The sequence below is a fragment of the Bacillus sp. PAMC26543 genome (assembly GCF_014250375.1).
GTDB lineage: Bacteria > Bacillota > Bacilli > Bacillales > Bacillaceae > Bacillus > Bacillus halotolerans.
Map to the genome: position 1 here is coordinate 1,162,112 of NZ_CP060193.1, position 17,454 is coordinate 1,179,565.

19 protein-coding genes and 1 riboswitch are annotated in these 17,454 nt (G+C 44.4%); of the genes, 11 read left to right on the plus strand and 8 right to left on the minus strand.

The annotated features are described in order from the left end of the window. The first annotated feature begins 55 nt into the window (after positions 1-55). A complete protein-coding gene (locus H7F27_RS05810) occupies positions 56-499 on the plus strand; it encodes a FixH family protein (protein ID WP_101860078.1) in 444 nt (147 codons plus the stop codon). Here the strand turns inward: H7F27_RS05810 and ytzI are convergent. After that, a complete protein-coding gene (gene ytzI / locus H7F27_RS05815) occupies positions 493-642 on the minus strand; it encodes a YtzI protein (protein WP_044153683.1) in 150 nt (49 codons plus the stop codon). The genes H7F27_RS05810 and ytzI overlap by 7 nt on opposite strands. Before the next feature lie 124 nt (positions 643-766). On the opposite strand from ytzI, the gene H7F27_RS05820 reads away from it, so the two are divergent. The 3 genes from H7F27_RS05820 (at position 767) to ytkD (ending at position 2,456) form a co-directional block, all read left to right on the plus strand. Next, positions 767-1,204 (plus strand): Dps family protein, encoded by a 438-nt coding sequence (locus H7F27_RS05820; protein ID WP_010331587.1) that lies wholly within the window; start codon positions 767-769, stop codon positions 1,202-1,204. 158 nt (positions 1,205-1,362) lie between these two features. Next, complete coding sequence (locus H7F27_RS05825; protein ID WP_024122591.1) at positions 1,363-1,767, plus strand: phage holin family protein; 405 nt, start codon at positions 1,363-1,365, stop codon at positions 1,765-1,767. 212 nt (positions 1,768-1,979) lie between these two features. Then, a complete protein-coding gene (ytkD, locus tag H7F27_RS05830) occupies positions 1,980-2,456 on the plus strand; it encodes an RNA deprotection pyrophosphohydrolase (RefSeq protein ID WP_024122590.1) in 477 nt (158 codons plus the stop codon). Positions 2,457-2,479: 23 nt separating this feature from the next. Here ytkD and H7F27_RS05835 read toward each other — a convergent pair whose 3' ends face one another. From H7F27_RS05835 to H7F27_RS05845, 3 genes are read right to left on the minus strand one after another with little or no spacing between them, the layout of a single operon-like run. Then, complete coding sequence (locus H7F27_RS05835) at positions 2,480-3,292, minus strand: ABC transporter permease (protein WP_024122589.1); 813 nt, start codon at positions 3,290-3,292, stop codon at positions 2,480-2,482. Beyond that, the gene (locus H7F27_RS05840; RefSeq protein WP_024122588.1) at positions 3,267-4,049 is read right to left on the minus strand and encodes an ABC transporter ATP-binding protein; all 783 of its coding nucleotides are present in this window, start codon (positions 4,047-4,049) and stop codon (positions 3,267-3,269) included. Before H7F27_RS05840 ends, H7F27_RS05835 begins: the two co-directional genes overlap by 26 nt. A 12-nt stretch (positions 4,050-4,061) precedes the next feature. Then, positions 4,062-5,066 carry an ABC transporter substrate-binding protein gene (locus H7F27_RS05845; protein ID WP_101860079.1) on the minus strand — a complete coding sequence of 335 codons (1,005 nt, stop codon included), beginning with the start codon at positions 5,064-5,066 and terminating at the stop codon, positions 4,062-4,064. A 149-nt stretch (positions 5,067-5,215) separates the two neighbouring features. Here H7F27_RS05845 and H7F27_RS05850 point away from each other — a divergent pair, with 149 nt between their 5' ends. Continuing rightward, complete coding sequence (locus H7F27_RS05850) at positions 5,216-5,989, plus strand: alpha/beta hydrolase family protein (protein WP_095714577.1); 774 nt, start codon at positions 5,216-5,218, stop codon at positions 5,987-5,989. 51 nt (positions 5,990-6,040) lie between these two features. Then, positions 6,041-6,283, plus strand: a complete 243-nt coding sequence (locus H7F27_RS05855) for a DUF2584 domain-containing protein (protein WP_024122585.1) — start codon at positions 6,041-6,043, stop codon at positions 6,281-6,283. Between the two features lie 39 nt (positions 6,284-6,322). On the opposite strand, the gene pckA is transcribed toward H7F27_RS05855, so the two are convergent. Then, a complete protein-coding gene (pckA, locus tag H7F27_RS05860) occupies positions 6,323-7,906 on the minus strand; it encodes a phosphoenolpyruvate carboxykinase (ATP) (RefSeq protein WP_095714576.1) in 1,584 nt (527 codons plus the stop codon). A gap of 197 nt (positions 7,907-8,103) precedes the next feature. Further along, positions 8,104-8,243: riboswitch (SAM riboswitch) on the plus strand. A 168-nt stretch (positions 8,244-8,411) separates the two neighbouring features. On the opposite strand from pckA, the gene metK reads away from it, so the two are divergent. The 3 genes from metK to alaP all read left to right on the plus strand — a co-directional run bounded on the left by metK (position 8,412) and on the right by alaP (position 13,190). Continuing rightward, positions 8,412-9,614: a methionine adenosyltransferase gene (metK, locus tag H7F27_RS05865; RefSeq protein WP_010331578.1), complete on the plus strand. Its 1,203-nt coding sequence runs from the start codon at positions 8,412-8,414 to the stop codon at positions 9,612-9,614. Between the two features lie 149 nt (positions 9,615-9,763). Next, the gene (asnB, locus tag H7F27_RS05870; RefSeq protein ID WP_101860080.1) at positions 9,764-11,662 is read left to right on the plus strand and encodes an asparagine synthase (glutamine-hydrolyzing); all 1,899 of its coding nucleotides are present in this window, start codon (positions 9,764-9,766) and stop codon (positions 11,660-11,662) included. A 136-nt stretch (positions 11,663-11,798) separates the two neighbouring features. After that, positions 11,799-13,190, plus strand: coding sequence for an alanine permease AlaP (gene alaP / locus H7F27_RS05875; protein WP_024122582.1), 1,392 nt, complete (start codon positions 11,799-11,801; stop codon positions 13,188-13,190). Positions 13,191-13,446: 256 nt separating this feature from the next. Here alaP and H7F27_RS05880 read toward each other — a convergent pair whose 3' ends face one another. Beyond that, positions 13,447-13,962 carry a gamma carbonic anhydrase gene (locus tag H7F27_RS05880; protein WP_095714573.1) on the minus strand — a complete coding sequence of 172 codons (516 nt, stop codon included), beginning with the start codon at positions 13,960-13,962 and terminating at the stop codon, positions 13,447-13,449. 50 nt (positions 13,963-14,012) lie between these two features. Here H7F27_RS05880 and H7F27_RS05885 point away from each other — a divergent pair, with 50 nt between their 5' ends. Together H7F27_RS05885 and tbcS are read left to right on the plus strand one after the other, a co-directional pair. Continuing rightward, the gene (locus H7F27_RS05885; RefSeq protein WP_101860081.1) at positions 14,013-14,792 is read left to right on the plus strand and encodes an alpha/beta hydrolase; all 780 of its coding nucleotides are present in this window, start codon (positions 14,013-14,015) and stop codon (positions 14,790-14,792) included. A gap of 17 nt (positions 14,793-14,809) precedes the next feature. Then, positions 14,810-15,913: a tetraprenyl-beta-curcumene synthase gene (tbcS, locus tag H7F27_RS05890; protein ID WP_044153705.1), complete on the plus strand. Its 1,104-nt coding sequence runs from the start codon at positions 14,810-14,812 to the stop codon at positions 15,911-15,913. Here tbcS and H7F27_RS05895 read toward each other — a convergent pair. After that, a complete protein-coding gene (locus tag H7F27_RS05895) occupies positions 15,903-16,487 on the minus strand; it encodes a tRNA 5-(aminomethyl)-2-thiouridylate-methyltransferase MnmM (RefSeq protein ID WP_101860082.1) in 585 nt (194 codons plus the stop codon). The genes tbcS and H7F27_RS05895 overlap by 11 nt on opposite strands. Then, on the minus strand, positions 16,484-17,452 hold the full coding sequence (locus H7F27_RS05900) for a tRNA modification radical SAM protein MnmL/YtqA (protein WP_044153711.1): 969 nt from the start codon (positions 17,450-17,452) through the stop codon (positions 16,484-16,486). Before H7F27_RS05900 ends, H7F27_RS05895 begins: the two co-directional genes overlap by 4 nt. Positions 17,453-17,454 lie beyond the last annotated feature (2 nt).

Below are 17,454 nucleotides of genomic sequence, written 5' to 3' on the forward strand. Positions count from 1 at the left end.
CCATTTGCTGTAAGCGTTTGCTACTATTGAGGTAAACGACGAAAAGGGTGATGGAATGAAAAAGATGGTCGCTGCAGTACTTTTTTCTGCTGTTTTTTTACTGAACGGGTGCGGATCTGAGGCGAATAAAGCACATACAGCAGCTGAGACGCCTGAGGTATTAGATGTAAAACTCACCGGACCGGAAAAAGTGAAGCCGGGAGAGAATGCTGCTTATGAAGCGGCGGTTTCTTACGGAGATGAAGCGGTGACAGATGCTGATGAAGTGGAGTTTGAGATATGGAAAGACGGAGAAAAAAACGACAGCAAGATGTTTAAAGCCAAACAGGAAGATGGCGTATATCGATTTGAGACAGAGTTTAAGGAAGATGGCGTATACACTGTCCAATCTCATGTAACTGCAAAAAAACAGCACAGCATGCCGACCTTAAAAGTCCAAGTCGGAGACGCCAATGCTGCCACCAAGCAACCTGAAGAAGAGCAATCACACCATCATTGACCTTTTGGGTCTGAACCGGGAGCATTTCCTTCTTGAGGAGGATCAATCGTGTGTTTTACATTATAGGCTTTTACAGTCGTCCAAACACTTACGAGCAAAACAGCCAGCACAATCAAAATACTTATCGTGATGAGAAGCGTCATGATTCCACCTCCCGTTTTCAATAATTGTAACATAGTGGAAGACATTGTGACAGACGGGTAAAATAAAGGTTTTAGCGTACGATATGAAGGGTATACACCTAATATAAACAAGGAGGAAGATAATATGTCAGAACAATTGATTCAAGCCGTGAATAAACAAGTAGCCAACTGGACAGTCATGTATGTGAAACTACATAATTATCACTGGTATGTAAAAGGGAAAGATTTCTTTACACTGCATGAAAAATTTGAAGAGCTTTATAACGAGACAGCAACTTATATTGATGATTTGGCAGAGCGTCTTTTGGCTTTGAACGGAAAACCGATCGCGACAATGAAAGAATCTTTGGAAACAGCTTCTGTAAAAGAAGCGAACGGAAACGAAACAGCAGAACAAATGGTTCAGAGTGTGTATGATGATTTTACAGTTATCGCGGAAGAACTGAAAAGCGGCATGGACTTAGCTGATGAAGTCGGAGACGAAACAACAGGGGACATGCTTCTTGCCATTCACCAAAATATTGAAAAACATAACTGGATGCTAAAAGCTTACCTTGGATAATAGAAAAGAAAGACCGGATATCTTTGAAGATGTCCGGTTTTTGTTTTGTCTCGCAAAAATAGGCGACAACTAGTCCATTTTTCTGAAAAATCCAATCCGTTCGGCGTGCTTTCCATAGAATATGGTAAGGCCGTTTCTGTGAAAGGATGTTGGGATAAATGGATAGAGACTTTGGCATCTTTTCGTTTTTTGCAGTCAGCGTTTCAGCAGCGGGGTTTTTCTTCGGAGGTTTTCAGTACTCACTCCTCATTCTGCTGTCTCTTATGGCAATTGAATTTATCAGTACGACCTTGAAGGAAACGATTATTCACAAACTGGCGTTCAAGAAGGTTTTTGCCCGTTTCGTCAAAAAATTAGTTACGTTGGCTCTGATCTCTGTCTGCCACTTTTTTGACCAGCTGCTGAATACACAGGGATCAATACGTGACTTGGCCATTATGTTTTATATTCTTTATGAATCTGTGCAAATTGTCGTGACAGCCAGCTCTCTCGGTATACCTGTTCCGGAAATGCTTGTGGATCTATTAGAAACGTTAAAAAATAAATTCAGGCGCAAACCGTAACTTTTATCTGTTTGCGGGTCATAATAAAGCCCAGAGCGTCAGTCATTTACATTTTGACAAGAGCTGCGGCCAAAAGCTGTACGAGCTGGTCTATCGTTTCAGATCCGGATGGCGTGCTGGGTTTCCCTTATTTTTTGATAAAAAGCTTCCGAAGAAACGTAACTGTGGTATGATGTATGGAAGATAGCTAGGAACGGATTTGAGGGATAAACATGTACGAGTTTAAAGATTATTATCAGAATACTGTTCAGCTCTCCTTTGACAATCAGCCCTTTTCGGACAGCCCGAAGCATGTCTGGGTCATCTGCCGTTTTGGTGACAAATGGCTTTTGACAGAACATGAGGACAGAGGCTTTGAGTTTCCGGGCGGGAAAGTGGAACCGATGGAGTGCGCGGAAGAGGCGGCGCTTCGAGAAGTAAAGGAAGAAACAGGGGCGAGAGTGAAAAGCCTCAAGTATCTCGGACAGTATAAAGTTCTCGGAAAAGAAAAGGTTATTGTGAAGAATATATATTTTGCAGATATAGAGAAACTTGAAAAGCAAAGCGATTACTTTGAAACGAAAGGGCCGGTTCTGTTTCATGAACTTCCGGAAAACTTGCCCCGTAATAAAAAATTCAGCTTTATTATGAAGGATTCTGTGCTTCCCATCAGTTTGAAAAAACTGAAAGAAGCGGGATGGATCAACTAAAAACCCGGCTATCCGCCGGGTTTTTATGTTCTGCCCTTCGTCCATTTCTTTTCTAACAGTTCTACGCCCTGATACATCAGGGTGGCAAATACAGCAATAATCAACAGGCTTAAGAAGACGAGTGTAAAATTGAAGACTTGGAATCCGTAAATAATCATGTATCCTAATCCGACCTTTGAAACAAGAAATTCGCCTACGATAACACCGACCCACGATAAACCGACGTTTACCTTCAGGGTTGAAATAATAGCGGGCGAAGATGCGGGAAGAATCGCTTCTTTAAAAATAACCCACTTGTTTGCGCCGAATGTTTTCATTACTTTAATATAGTTTTCATCCACCTCTTGAAAGGCGGTATAAACGACGATGGTTGTGATGATGACACTGATGACCGCTCCCATCGCGATGATGCTGACAAAGCCGGGACCGAGCGCAACAATCAGAATAGGTCCGAGCGCCACTTTCGGCATCGCATTTAAAATGACCAGATATGGATCTAATATCCTGGCAAGCCGATTGGACCACCATAACAACGCGGCAAGACACGTGCCAAGGAAAGTCCCCAGCAAAAAGCCAAGCACGGTCTCAAATAAAGTAACGCCGATATGCGACAGCAATGAGCCGTCAGCAACCTTTTCAATCAGTAAACGCCATACGGCTGACGGCGAGCTGAAGATCAGAGGATCAATCCAGCTCTGTCTGCTTGCGATTTCCCATCCGGAGAAAAAGAGGATAAATATCGCAAGCTGAAAAGAATGCACATTCCATTTCTCTTTTTTCTGTTTAAATTGAAATTGCTCATGAAGCAGATCAATTGTTTCTTTGCTGTTTCTCAAGAGAATTCAGCTCCTTCCATATCGTTTGAAACAGCGTCTGGAAGGATGGCTCCTGACGGGCGTCAAAAGGCATCATCGCAGCCAATTCTCTAGGGATTGTGAAAATTTGATGAATGGTGCCCGGCTGATTAGAAAATAAAAAGATGGTATCACTCATCGCAATCGCTTCCCCTATATCATGAGTGACAAGCACCGCTGTTTTTTGATACTCCTTTAATGTGCGGAAAACGAGGTTTTCCAAAGACAGCTTCGTTTGAAAATCAAGCGCGGAAAATGGCTCATCCAGCAAAAGCAGACTTGGGTTTGGGGCAAGAGTTCTTGCAAGCGCGGCCCGCTGCCTCATCCCGCCTGACAGCTCCTTAGGATATTTCTTTTCAACATCAACGAGACCCAGATCCGGCAAAAGACCAAGTGCTGCGGCCTTGTTTTCTTCAGTAAGCGTGTCGGCAATTTTTAAACCGAGGAGCACATTTTCCTCAATGGATTTCCAGGGAAATAAGTAATCTTGCTGAAGCATGTAGCCAATGTTATGTTCTTTTTGATTCGGCTCGCGGCCTTCAATCAGAACTCTGCCTTCCGAAGGTTCAATTAAGCCTGCAATTATGGAAAGCAGTGTTGTTTTTCCGCAGCCGCTCGGACCGAGAAATGAGATGAAATCGCCTTTTTCGGCATCGAAATGAATGTCCTGTACGGCGGTTGTTTTTTCTTTAATAGAAAAATAAGTATGAGTTACATGGTCGACATGTAAAAAAGACATAGATGGCGCCTCCTATTTTTCCGAGGTGACTTTTTCGGCGATGTGTTTGTTCACAAGCTGACTGTATGGTATATGCTTTGGCAGTTCACCCGACTGATCCATAATCGTTTGGAGCAGTTCCCATTCTTTTTCGTTGAGGAGCGGGTCTGGAGAATACGAATTTTGTTTTTTGTAGCGTTCAATGGACGTTTCGATGACATCGGGATCTGTATCGTCAAATTCATTTTTAATCGCTTCTGTGATGTCCTTCGCTGAGTGGTTTTCCACCCACTGCTGCGCTTTATAAATAGCTCTCGTGAATTTGACGGCTGTATCCTCGTTTTTCTTTAAATAGCTTTGTTTTGCCATAAATGTTGTATAAGGAACCTGGCCTGATTCTTCTCCGAACGAAGCAACGATGTGGCCGATGCCTTCTTTCTCAAAGAGTGAAGCAGTCGGTTCAAAAAGCTGGACATACTCACCGGTTCCAGAAGCAAAGGCATTGGATATATTGGCGAAGTCTATGTTTTGGATGAGTTCAATATCCTTATGCGGATCAATGTGATGTTGGTTCAGCACATACTCGCCGACCATTTGCGGCATACCGCCTTTTCTCTGGCCGAGAAAAGTCTTTCCTTTCAGCTGATCCCAGCTGAAATTTTCGGCATCTTCTCTTGCGACAAGGAACGTTCCGTCTGTCTGAGTCAGCTGTGCGAAGTTAATGACAGGGTCTTTAGCCCCTTGCGATTCGACATAAATGGATGTTTCTGATCCGACAAGAGCAATGTCCGAGCCGTTTGAAAGAAGCGAAGTCATCGTTTTATCGCCGCCCCAGGTCGTATTGACGTCGACATCAAGGCCTTCATCCTTGAAAAAGCCTTTAGATTCTGCAACATATAAAGGTGCATAAAAAATGGAATGGGTCACTTCGGCTACTTTTACTTTCGTGAGTGTTGCTTCCTGCTTGCAAGCGCTCAGGGCAATGATGAGAAACACACTGCAAACGCAGAAACAGCCCAGCCTTAACCATTTGTTCACATGACAACCTCCTTATTTAGCATCAAGTTAATATCCTTTTTTGCTTTACATATCGTATGATGGGTATAAAAATGTGTGAATGCCTAATCCGGGTTACAGGATTTATTTTTAAAGGCAGGAAAGAATAAAGAAAAAAGGAGGCGGGAGCATTGATTGTTGAGAAAAGAAGATTTCCGTCGCCGAGCCGGCATGTGCGTTTGTTTACCATCTGCTACCTTTCAAATGGCTTAAAAGTGAAAGGGCTGCTGGCGGAGCCGGCGGCACCTGGGCAATATGACGGATTTTTATATTTGCGCGGCGGTATTAAAAGTGTTGGAATGGTGAGACCGGGCCGAATTATCCAGTTTGCGTCCCAAGGATTTGTTGTATTTGCCCCCTTTTACAGAGGGAATCAGGGAGGGGAGGGCAACGAGGATTTTGCAGGAGAAGACAGAGAGGATGCTTTTTCCGCTTTTCGCCTGCTCCAGCAGCATCCGCAAGTGAAAAAGAACAGAATTCATATTTTCGGTTTCTCCAGAGGCGGCATAATGGGAATGCTTACTGCGATTGAAATGGGACGGCATGCGGCTTCATTCGTTTCGTGGGGAGGCGTCAGTGATATGATTCTTACATATGAAGAGCGGCAGGATTTACGAAGAATGATGAAAAGAGTGATTGGGGGAACGCCGAAAAAGGTGCCTGACGAATACAAATGGCGAACGCCTTTTGACGAAGTGAACAAAATTGAGGCACCCGTTTTATTAATTCACGGAGAAAAAGATCAAAACGTTTCCATTCAGCATTCGTATTTATTTGAGGAGAAATTAAAACAGCTGCACAAGCCTGTAGAGACGTGGTACTACAGTACATTCACACATTATTTTCCGCCGAAGGAAAACCGGCGTATTGTGCGGCAGCTCACGCAGTGGATGAAAAACCGCTGACGGTGAAATATGTTATGATATAGAAAAAAGAGAACGAAAGGGGATTTCAATTTGGGAATGCCTGTTGAATTTAATACATTGATTGTGACAAAAGGAAAAGAAGTTCGCATAGATGAAAATATATTCAGATTAGAGAAAGACGGGTATCGCATTTATCCAATGGAGATTCCGATGGATGTCAGCAAAACAAAGTTTGGTGAAAAGTCAGGCACAGCCGAAGTGCAGAAGCTTGAATGGACAGACGGGCGGACAATCATTACGTACAAGCTGACTTCTTTGCATACAGTCAATTAAAACAAGCCAAGAGCTTAATTGCTCTTGGCTTTTGCTTTTTTAAACGAGAGGCCCGCCAGCTTGTGCGATGGCATCTGTATTTGTGAACTTTTTGAAGTTTTCTTTGAATTCGTTTGCCAGATACACAGCCTTTTCTCTGTATTCCTCTTTGTTATTCCACGTGTTTTCCGGCTGAAGGATATGATCGGGAACACCCGGAACATGAACCGGGATGTGCAGGCCGAAAATATCGTCAGTGGTCATTTGCACATTTTCTAATTTGCCTTCAATCGCTGCTTTTACCATCGCCCGTGTGTATGAAAGCTTCATGCGTTCGCCTGTGCCGTAGCCGCCGCCGGTCCAGCCGGTGTTGACCAAGTAAACGTCTGCACCGTGTTCGTCGATCTTTTTGCCGAGCATTTCCGCATATACATGGGCCGGGAGCGGAAGGAACGGTGAACCGAAGCATGTGGAGAATGTCGTCTCAGGAGACGTGACACCGCGTTCGGTGCCGGCTAGTTTACTCGTATAACCGCTTAAGAAGTGGTACATAGCCTGCTCCTTCGTCAGCTTGCTGATTGGCGGCAGAACACCGAATGCATCAGCCGTCAGAAATACAATCGCTGACGGGTGGCCCGCAATGCTCGGAGAGACAATGTTGTCGATCATATGAATCGGGTAAGCGGCACGTGTGTTTTCTGTATAGAAGGAATCATCGTAATTGGCTTCACGCGTATCTTCATCTACAACAACATTTTCGAGAACGGATCCAAACCGAATCGCTTTAAAAATCTGCGGTTCCTTTTCTTCGCTTAAATGAATGCACTTGGCATAGCATCCGCCTTCGATATTGAAGACACCAGTATCCGACCAGCCGTGTTCATCATCACCGATCAGTTTCCGGTCAGCATCCGCCGAAAGGGTGGTCTTTCCTGTTCCCGACAGGCCGAAGAAAAGCGCGACATCGCCTTTTTCACCGACATTGGCGGAGCAATGCATGGATAAAATATCTCGCTCAGGCAGCAGGAAATTCATGATGGAGAAAATCGATTTTTTCATTTCTCCGGCATACTCCGTTCCGCCGATTAAAATCGTGCGCTTTTCGAAAGAAACAATAATAAAGGTTTCTGAATGTGTGCCGTCTGTTTTTGGGTCCGCTTTGAAATGCGGAGCGGAAAGAATGGTAAACGGCTGTTCGACTGTTTTTTTATCATTGTCTTCAGGACGGATAAACAGCTGTCTGGCAAATAAATTGTGCCATGCAAATTCATTAACGACCGTGATCGGCAGTCTGTATTTTTCATCAGCACCGGCAAATCCTTCGAAAACAAACAGCTCATCTCGCTGTTTCAGATAGCTGACAACTTTCGTGTACAGCCGGTCAAATGCTTCCTCGGAAATAGGCTGATTCACCGGACCCCAATCAATCTTACTCTTTGTGCTTGCTTCTTCTACAATAAATTTATCCTTCGGCGAACGTCCCGTGTAAGCGCCTGTGGTCGCCCGGACGGCACCCGTGGATGTCAAAATGCCTTCGTTGCGGGAAAGTACTTTTTCTGTAAGCTGAGCTGCAGATAAATTATGCTGCACATTAGGACTTGTTAATAAGGCTTGCAAATCAGCGGTTAAATCAACTGAGTTCATAAGAAACCTTCCTTTATCATTTTATTTGTGTTTTGCTAATTGTGAATTAGTATAACATATATTTTCAAATAGTCTATACTATTTATCGTTTTTTGTGTGTGCATTTCCATTGTTTTCCGCAATAAAGGCGTCTATTTCTCCTGATTCATATTGACATTGCAAACCCTTTTACGATAAGATATTTCATTGAGCGGATACTCTTATCCCGAGCTGGCGGAGGGACAGGCCCTATGAAGCCCAGCAACCGGTTTCTCTATTATTCATTATGTTCAAATTGTGTGAGACAACCAAGGTGCTAACCTGATGCAAGGTTGAATGATTCCTTGAGCGATAAGAGTGAAAGGCACAAAGACCAAACCCTTTCCTCGAACGGAAAAGGTTTTTTTATTTCATAAATATGCCAATTAACATCTCTAATATAAACGTAACATTGTATAAGAGGGAGCGAGTTCCGTATCATATATATAAGGTCTTTCGGGAGGCCTTGTGCAGGAGGAAGCAAATCATGAGTAAAAATCGTCGTTTATTTACATCAGAATCTGTTACGGAGGGGCATCCGGATAAAATCTGTGACCAGATTTCTGACAGCATTTTAGATGAAATTTTAAAGAAAGACCCTAACGCGCGTGTTGCTTGTGAAACGTCTGTGACAACTGGTTTGGTTCTTGTCAGCGGAGAAATCACAACTTCTACGTATGTTGACATTCCAAAAACGGTTCGTGAAACGATTAAAGAAATCGGATACACACGTGCAAAATACGGATTTGATGCGGAAACTTGTGCGGTTTTAACATCAATTGACGAGCAGTCTGCTGATATTGCGATGGGTGTAGACCAAGCGCTTGAAGCCCGTGAAGGCACAATGAGCGACGAAGAAATTGAAGCAATCGGAGCGGGTGACCAAGGTTTAATGTTCGGTTATGCGTGCAACGAAACGAAAGAGCTCATGCCTCTTCCGATTTCACTTGCTCATAAATTAGCCCGCCGCTTGAGTGAAGTGCGTAAAGAAGATGTTCTTCCTTACCTTCGCCCTGACGGCAAAACACAGGTAACGGTTGAGTATGATGAAAATAACAAACCTGTCCGCATTGACGCGATTGTTATTTCAACTCAGCACCACCCTGAAATTACGCTTGAGCAAATTCAGCGCAACATTAAAGAACATGTCATCAATCCGGTTGTTCCTGAAGAATTAATTGATGAAGAAACAAAATACTTCATTAACCCTACAGGCCGTTTCGTCATCGGAGGACCTCAAGGGGATGCGGGGCTCACAGGACGTAAAATCATCGTTGATACGTACGGCGGCTACGCACGTCACGGCGGCGGCGCGTTCTCTGGTAAAGATGCGACGAAAGTAGACCGTTCAGCTGCTTATGCTGCAAGATACGTTGCGAAAAACATCGTTGCGGCTGAGCTTGCAGATTCTTGCGAAGTGCAGCTTGCTTACGCGATCGGTGTTGCACAGCCTGTGTCTATCTCAATCAACACATTCGGTTCCGGAAAAGCTTCGGAGGAAAAACTGATTGAAGTTGTGCGCAATAACTTTGATTTACGACCTGCCGGCATTATCAAAATGCTTGATTTACGCCGTCCGATCTACAAACAGACTGCTGCGTACGGCCACTTTGGACGCCACGATGTTGACCTTCCGTGGGAGCGTACAGACAAAGCGGAACAGCTGCGTAAAGAAGCGTTAGGAGAATAATTTTATAGCCGCTTACTGGTTAAGCGGCTTTCCCTTTTTTATCGATGTATCCATGTTTATTTTTTTACATAACTGTGAAACCAAACACTGTTCACAGCGTCTATAAATAGGGGTTCAATGATGACAATTTTAAATATGGAGGCAATACTATGTGTGGATTTGTCGGGGTTTTTAACAAGCATCCGTTAACTCAAACCGCTGATCAAGAAGAACTAATCAAACAAATGAACCAAATGATCGTTCACCGCGGTCCTGACAGTGATGGATATTACCATGATGAGCACGTTGGATTCGGATTCAGACGGCTCAGCATTATTGATGTGGAAAATGGCGGACAGCCTTTATCATATGAAGATGAAAAGTATTGGATTATTTTTAACGGGGAAATCTATAACTATATCGAACTGAGAGAAGAGCTTGAAGCAAAGGGATATACTTTCAACACAGATTCTGACACAGAGGTTCTTCTTGCGACTTACCGTCACTATAAAGAAGAAGCGGCTTCCAAGCTGCGCGGCATGTTTGCCTTTCTGATTTGGAATAAAAACGATCATGTTCTTTATGGAGCAAGAGATCCATTCGGCATTAAGCCGTTGTATTACACAACGATCAATGATCAGGTTTATTTTGCCTCAGAGAGAAAAAGTTTAATGGCAGCCCAAAATGATATTGAAATAGATAAAGAAGCATTACAGCAGTATATGTCTTTCCAATTCGTTCCTGAGCCAAGTACGCTTGATATTGATGTGAAAAAAGTAGAGCCGGGTTCTCAGTTTACAATCCGCCCTGATGGTGATATCACATTCAAAACGTATTTCAAGGCGCGCTTCCAGCCTGTTCAGACGGAAGAAGATAAACTTGTCAAAGAAGTCAGAGACGCTATCTATGACTCTGTAAACGTTCATATGAGAAGTGATGTGCCTGTCGGTTCATTCCTATCAGGCGGAATCGATTCTTCGTTTATTGTATCCGTTGCGAAAGAATTTCATCCAAACCTGAAAACATTTTCTGTCGGATTTGAACAGCAGGGCTTCAGTGAAGTTGATGTAGCGAAAGAAACTGCCGCTGCACTGGGCATTGAAAATATCAGCAAAGTCATTTCACCTGAAGAATACATGAACGAGCTTCCTAAAATCGTATGGCACTTTGATGATCCGCTTGCAGATCCGGCTGCGATTCCATTGTATTTCGTGGCGAAAGAAGCGAAAAAACACGTAACGGTTGCGTTATCTGGCGAAGGTGCGGACGAACTGTTCGGCGGATACAACATCTACCGTGAACCGCTTTCTCTTAAACCGTTTGAACGCATTCCGTCCGGCTTGAAAAAGATGCTTCTGCACGTAGCGGCCGTTATGCCTGAGGGAATGAGAGGAAAGAGCTTGCTTGAGCGCGGCTGCACTCCGCTTCCGGAGCGTTATATCGGCAACGCGAAGATCTTTGAAGAATCCGTGAAGAAACAGCTGCTGAAGCACTATGATTCGAGCCTTTCGTATCGCGATGTGACGAAGCCTTACTTTACAGAAAGCAGCTCATACAGCGATATTAACAAAATGCAGTATGTCGATATCCACACTTGGATGCGAGGCGACATTTTGCTAAAAGCGGATAAAATGACGATGGCGAATTCTTTGGAATTGCGTGTGCCGTTCCTTGATAAAGTTGTATTTGACGTTGCTTCTAAAATTCCTGATGAATTGAAAACAAAGAACGGTACGACTAAGTATCTCCTTCGCAAAGCTGCTGAAGGCATTGTGCCGGATCATGTATTAAACCGCAAAAAGCTCGGTTTCCCTGTACCGATCCGTCATTGGCTGAAAAACGAAATGAACGAATGGGTGCGCAGCATTATTCAGGAAAGCCAAACGGACGCTTATATCCATAAGGATTACGTTCTTCAGCTTCTTGAAGACCATTGTGCCGACAAGGCTGATAACAGCCGTAAAATTTGGACAGTGCTCATCTTTATGATCTGGCACAGCATCAATATCGAAAAACGGTATATGCCTGAAGAGCTGAGCCATCAGCCTAAAGAAGTCATCTTTGTCTAACAGATAAGGCTTTCGATTCGTCGAAAGCCTTGTTATTATACCAGTATTTCTCCATCATCATTGATTACCCTGCACATTCGTGTGAAATATTCAGAAAAATGATGTAATGATATTTTTTTCTAGGGGAGAAGGGAACATGCAAAAACAAAAACAAGAATTGCATCGCGGTCTGGAAGAAAGGCATATTTCTTTGATGTCTTTAGGGGCTGCCATAGGAGTGGGACTTTTCCTTGGCTCTGCATCAGCTATTCAGTTAGCAGGGCCGGGTATTTTGGTGGCATATGCCTGCAGCGGCCTGGTTATGTTTTTTATAATGAGGGCGCTTGGGGAAATGGCGATTCAAAAGCCGGTCGCGGGCTCCTTCAGCAGGTATGCGCGTGACTACTTAGGTCCGCTTGCAGGCTACTTAACCGGGTGGAATTACTGGTTCTTATGGGTTGTAACCTGTATGGCGGAAATCACCGCTGTCGGAATTTATATGGGATACTGGTTTCCGGATGTGCCCAATTGGATTTGGGCATTGTCGGCGCTGGTGATTATGACTGGTGTCAATTTCCTGGCCGTGAAGGCGTATGGAGAGCTGGAGTTTTGGTTCGCATTGATTAAAATTGTCGCGATCCTTTCTATGATTGCTGTCGGTTTATTAATGATCATTGCAGGAGTCGGCAATGGAGGCATTGCGACTGGCATCAGCAACTTGTGGAGCAACGGCGGATTTTTTCCTCATGGAATAAAAGGGGTTTTATTGTCACTTCAAATGGTGATGTTCGCGTATTTAGGCATTGAGATGATAGGGGTGACGGCCGGCGAAGTCAAAAATCCGCAAAAATCATTAGCGAAAGCAATTGATACGGTATTTTGGCGTATCCTGATTTTTTACGTCGGTGCTTTATTTGTTATCATGTCCATTTATCCGTGGCAGGAAATCGGATCGCAAGGAAGCCCTTTTGTACTCACGTTTGAAAAAGTGGGGATTCCATATGCGGCAGGCATCATTAACTTTGTCGTTCTGACGGCAGCGCTGTCTTCTTGCAACAGCGGCATATTCAGCACCGGACGTATGCTCTTTAACTTAGCGGAGCAGAGCGAGGCGCCAAAAGCATACGGTAAGCTGACCAAAGGCGGCATTCCGGGTAAAGCCGTACTGGCTTCTGCGGGTGCGTTATTAGTCGGTGTGCTGTTAAACTATGTCGTGCCTGCAAAGGTATTTACTTGGGTCACAAGCATTGCGACGTTCGGAGCGATTTGGACGTGGGCGATCATCTTGCTTTCTCAGATCAAATATCGTAAAGGCATGCAGCCAAAGGATCAAAAGCAATTAAAATACAAAATGCCTTTTTACCCGTTCACGTCATATTTATCTTTGGCCTTTTTAGCATTTGTCATTATCCTGATGGCTTATAGCCCGGAAACAAGAGTCGCCGTAATTGTCGGTCCGATTTGGTTTCTGATTTTGATAGCCGTCTATTATGGCAAAGGCTTTCATAAGAAAAACGCAGCTGTGTCAACTGAACAACAGATCAGCTGACAAAAAGAGCTCCCGGAGGGCTCTTTTTTGTTTAAGTAAAGCTGCTCATAGAGAGCAGAGAATAGGAATATGTTTTTTGCAGAGACTGCTTACAGTGGCGTCTTGTTTTTTTATGATAAGATAAAAGTCACATGTTCATTTTTACATGTGAACGTTTTATGGAAAATTAAAAACCCGAACTGCATTTGGTTCGGGTCAGCGATGGTTATCGCTTAAATAATATTTTGAAAAATGGTAAAGTAAAACGAAGCTGGTCTTACATTTGCTGAAGTGATTTATAATATTGACCCTTTGCTACATATTCAGACCGTATTCTCTGCATGTCTTTTCGGTCTTCATCCGTCAAAGGACGGATGACTTTTGCCGGGCGGCCGAAGGCTAGATGGCCTGGCGGAATGATTTTTCCCGGCGGAACAAGGCTGCCGGCACCGATAAATGCGCCTTCACCGATTTCGGCTCCGTCTAAAATGATTGAACCCATGCCGATTAAGGCGTTCTTGCGGATCACGGCGCTATGGAGTGTAACCTGGTGGCCTATCGTGGCGTCATCTTCAATGAGAAGCGTCCGATTCGGGCTTTGATGGAGGCAGCTTAAATCCTGGATATTGACTCTGTTACCGATTCTGGTCGGGGCTACATCGCCTCTTATGACAACCGAGAACCAAATGCTGGATTGTTCCCCGATGACCACATCACCGGTAATTGTTGCATTATCGGCTACAAAAGCCGTTGGGTGGATTTCCGGCGTGTATTCCTTATAAGGGTAAATCATATATCTTTCATCCTTCTTTCTCTATTTAATTTTTGTATGAGGTGAACCGCATGTGGACCTGGAAAGCAGACAGACCTGTGGCAGTGATTGTTATGATCCACGGGGCAAGTGAACATCATGGACGTTATAAATGGCTGAGTGAAATGTGGAGATCTTCGGGTTATCACGTTGTAATGGGTGATCTGCCGGGACAAGGGACAACCACCCGGGCCAGAGGTCATATTCGCTCATTTCAAGAATACATTGATGAAGTAGATACTTGGATAGATAAAGCGCGAACCTTTGAGCTGCCTGTTTTTCTTCTCGGCCACAGCATGGGCGGCCTGATTGCGATTGAATGGTTTAAACAGCAGAGAAACCCCCGCATTACGGGAATTATTTTATCATCACCGTGTCTCGGGCTGCAAATTAAAGTCAATAAAGTGCTTGATCTTGCATCAAAGGGGCTGAATGTCATTGCCCCGTCGCTTAAAGTTGATTCAGGATTATCAATTGATATGGCGACACGCAATGAAGATGTCATCGAAGCAGGCCAGAATGATCCCCTCTTTGTGACGAAGGTTTCTGTCAGATGGTACAGAGAGCTGTTAAAAACTCTCGAGTCTGCCATGGTGCCGACAGAGGCTTTTCTGAGGGTGCCGCTTTTGGTCATGCAGGCCGGAGATGACAAGCTGGTCGATAAAACGAAGGTCATCAAGTGGTTTTCAGGGGTTGCTTCCCACAATAAGTCATACAGGGAATGGGAAGGGCTTTATCATGAAATATTTAATGAACCGGAAAGAGAAGACGTTTTTAAAGCCGCAAGAGCATTTACTGATCAATATATATGAACTAGGGGGTGCATGTGTTGACAGTACCGGAACATCCTTTTGGACTGATGGCAAAAGTATATCGTGATATTTTTCCGCTCGTTCATCAAGAGCTGAACATATGGAAGCAAAAATCAGAAGCAATTAAAAACAGTGAATTAAAAGCACAGGCAACAGCAAGTATTCGAGATAAAACGTTTCACTGCGAAGGCGGCGGCATATTGGCCTTATTGTCAGGAAATCATAAGCAGAAATGTGTTGAGTTCATCATCGCATACCAAACGATCAGCGATTACCTGGACAATTTGTGCGACCGCAGCACATCCCTTGACCCGGAAGATTTTCGAATGCTTCATACCTCTATGCAGGACGCATTGACAGTGGGAGCTGAACCGCAACATTATTATCAATTCAGGGACGAGCAGGATGACAGCGGATATTTGCAGGAATTGGTGAAAACGTGCCAGCGAGTCCTCGGTTCTATTGAACACTACGAAATGATTAAACCTTATCTGCTTGAGCTTTGCGGCTATTATTGCGATTTGCAGGTGCATAAGCACGTTGTTGAGCATGAGCGTGTCCCGCGCCTTGAAAAGTGGTTTACCCAATATGAATCAGAGCTTCCCGAGATGGAATGGTATGAATTCTCAGCTTGTGCAGGCTCCACGCTAGGCATTTTCTGTCTTGTCGCATATTCGTTTCAGCCCGATTTTACTGAAAGCACCGCAAAAAAAATCCGCAACAGTTATTTTCCTTACATACAAGGTCTTCATATTCTGCTTGATTATTTGATTGACCAGGAGGAGGACTTGCTTGAAGGGGACTTGAATTTCTGCTCGTATTATCAGTCACATGAAGAAATGATGAATCGGCTGCAGCACTTTATTCAGAAAGCCGATGAACATCTGCACGGAATTCCGCACGAAAACTTCCACCGCTTAATCAACCGCGGCTTGCTGGGTGTCTATTTGTCTGATGATAAAGTGGCGGGCCAAAAGGAAATGGGCCGGCTCGCGAAAAAGCTGATCAAAGCAAGCGGAAAAACCTCCTTTTTCTTTTATATCAACGGCAGAGCCTACAGAAAGTTTCAAAAAATGGCCTGGATGAAAAACTCAAAGAAAAAAGCTCAAATCATTTGCTGATTTGAGCTTTTTTTTCGATAGCAATAATAAACGGCGGGTCATTTTGCTGATTGATAAATCCGTATGTCAAGACACGGGCTGTTTGCTGATCCAAGTCCCGGCAAAAGTCGAGCACGTCGTTTTTTTCAGCTTTACCTTCCGGATGGCCGTGATAGACGACCAAAACAATCAGGCCTTCATCTTTCATGATGCTGAGAAGCTGTTCAATTGCTTGAATCGTTGAATTGCCGTTTGTCGTAATCGATTTGTCCCCGCCTGGCAGATAGCCGAGGTTAAACACAGCGGCCGCCACTTTCCCGTGTGTTTCCTGCGGAAGTGATTCAGCAATTTTGTCATGGCTTTTATGAAATAAAGTTGTCCGGTTTTGATAGGTGTCACCGAGCCGCTCCTTCGTATTGGCCACTGCTGATTGTTGTATATCAAATGCGTATACATGACCGTTTTCACCGACAAGCTCAGCTAAAAACAGGGTGTCGTGCCCGTTCCCCATTGTGGCGTCAACAACGATGTCTCCGTCCCCTGCGGCCATTTTCAGCAGCTCTTTACTGTAGGGAAGAATTTTTTTCAGGATCATAAGGCTGATTCCTCCTGAAGACGCTGAAAGAACTTACCTTGGTAGCTGCCGCGGTTTTCAAGTTCTTTATTGATAGCGCCAAGCACTTCCCATTTGTTCACACTCCACATCGGCCCAATCATCAATTCAATCGGCCCGTCACCAGTGATACGGTGTACGATCATTTCTGGCGGGATGATTTCAAGCTGGTCACAGACGAGCTGCACATATTCGTCTTGAGAGAGAAATTCCAGCTTTCCTTTTTCGTATTGTTTCACCATCGGCGTGCCTTTTAGCAGGTGCAGCAAATGGATTTTAATACCCTGTACGTCCAAATCTGCCACTGCTTTTGCCGTCTCCATCATCATGTCCCGGTCTTCAAGAGGAAGTCCATTGATAATATGTGAGCAGACGCGTATGCCGTGTTTTCTTAGCTTATTCACACCTTCAACGTAGCAGTCAAAGTCATGTGCCCGGTTGATCAGAAGAGCTGTGCGTTCGTGAACTGTCTGAAGCCCGAGCTCTACCCAAAGATATGTGCGTTCATTCAGTTCTGCCAAATACTCAACAACGTCGTCCGGCAGGCAGTCCGGACGTGTGGCGATTGAAAGGCCGACCACATCATCGAGCGCGAGAACAGACTCGAATTTCTCTCGCAGCACGTCAACCGGAGCATGCGTATTGGTGAAAGCCTGGAAATAAGCGATATATTTCCCGTCCTTCCATTTTTCGTGCATGCGGTTTTTAATGTCGTGGAATTGCGTCATTAAATCATCGGCCCGGTTTCCTGCAAAATCACCGGATCCCGCAGCGCTGCAAAAGGTACAGCCGCCGTGAGCGACAGTGCCGTCCCGGTTCGGGCAGTCGAAGCCGCCGTCAAGCGCTACTTTAAATACCTTATGCCCGAAATGATCTCTGAGATGATAATTTAATGTATGATAGCGTTTTTCCGTATTTGAATAAGGAAAAGGATTGTTCTGAATCACGA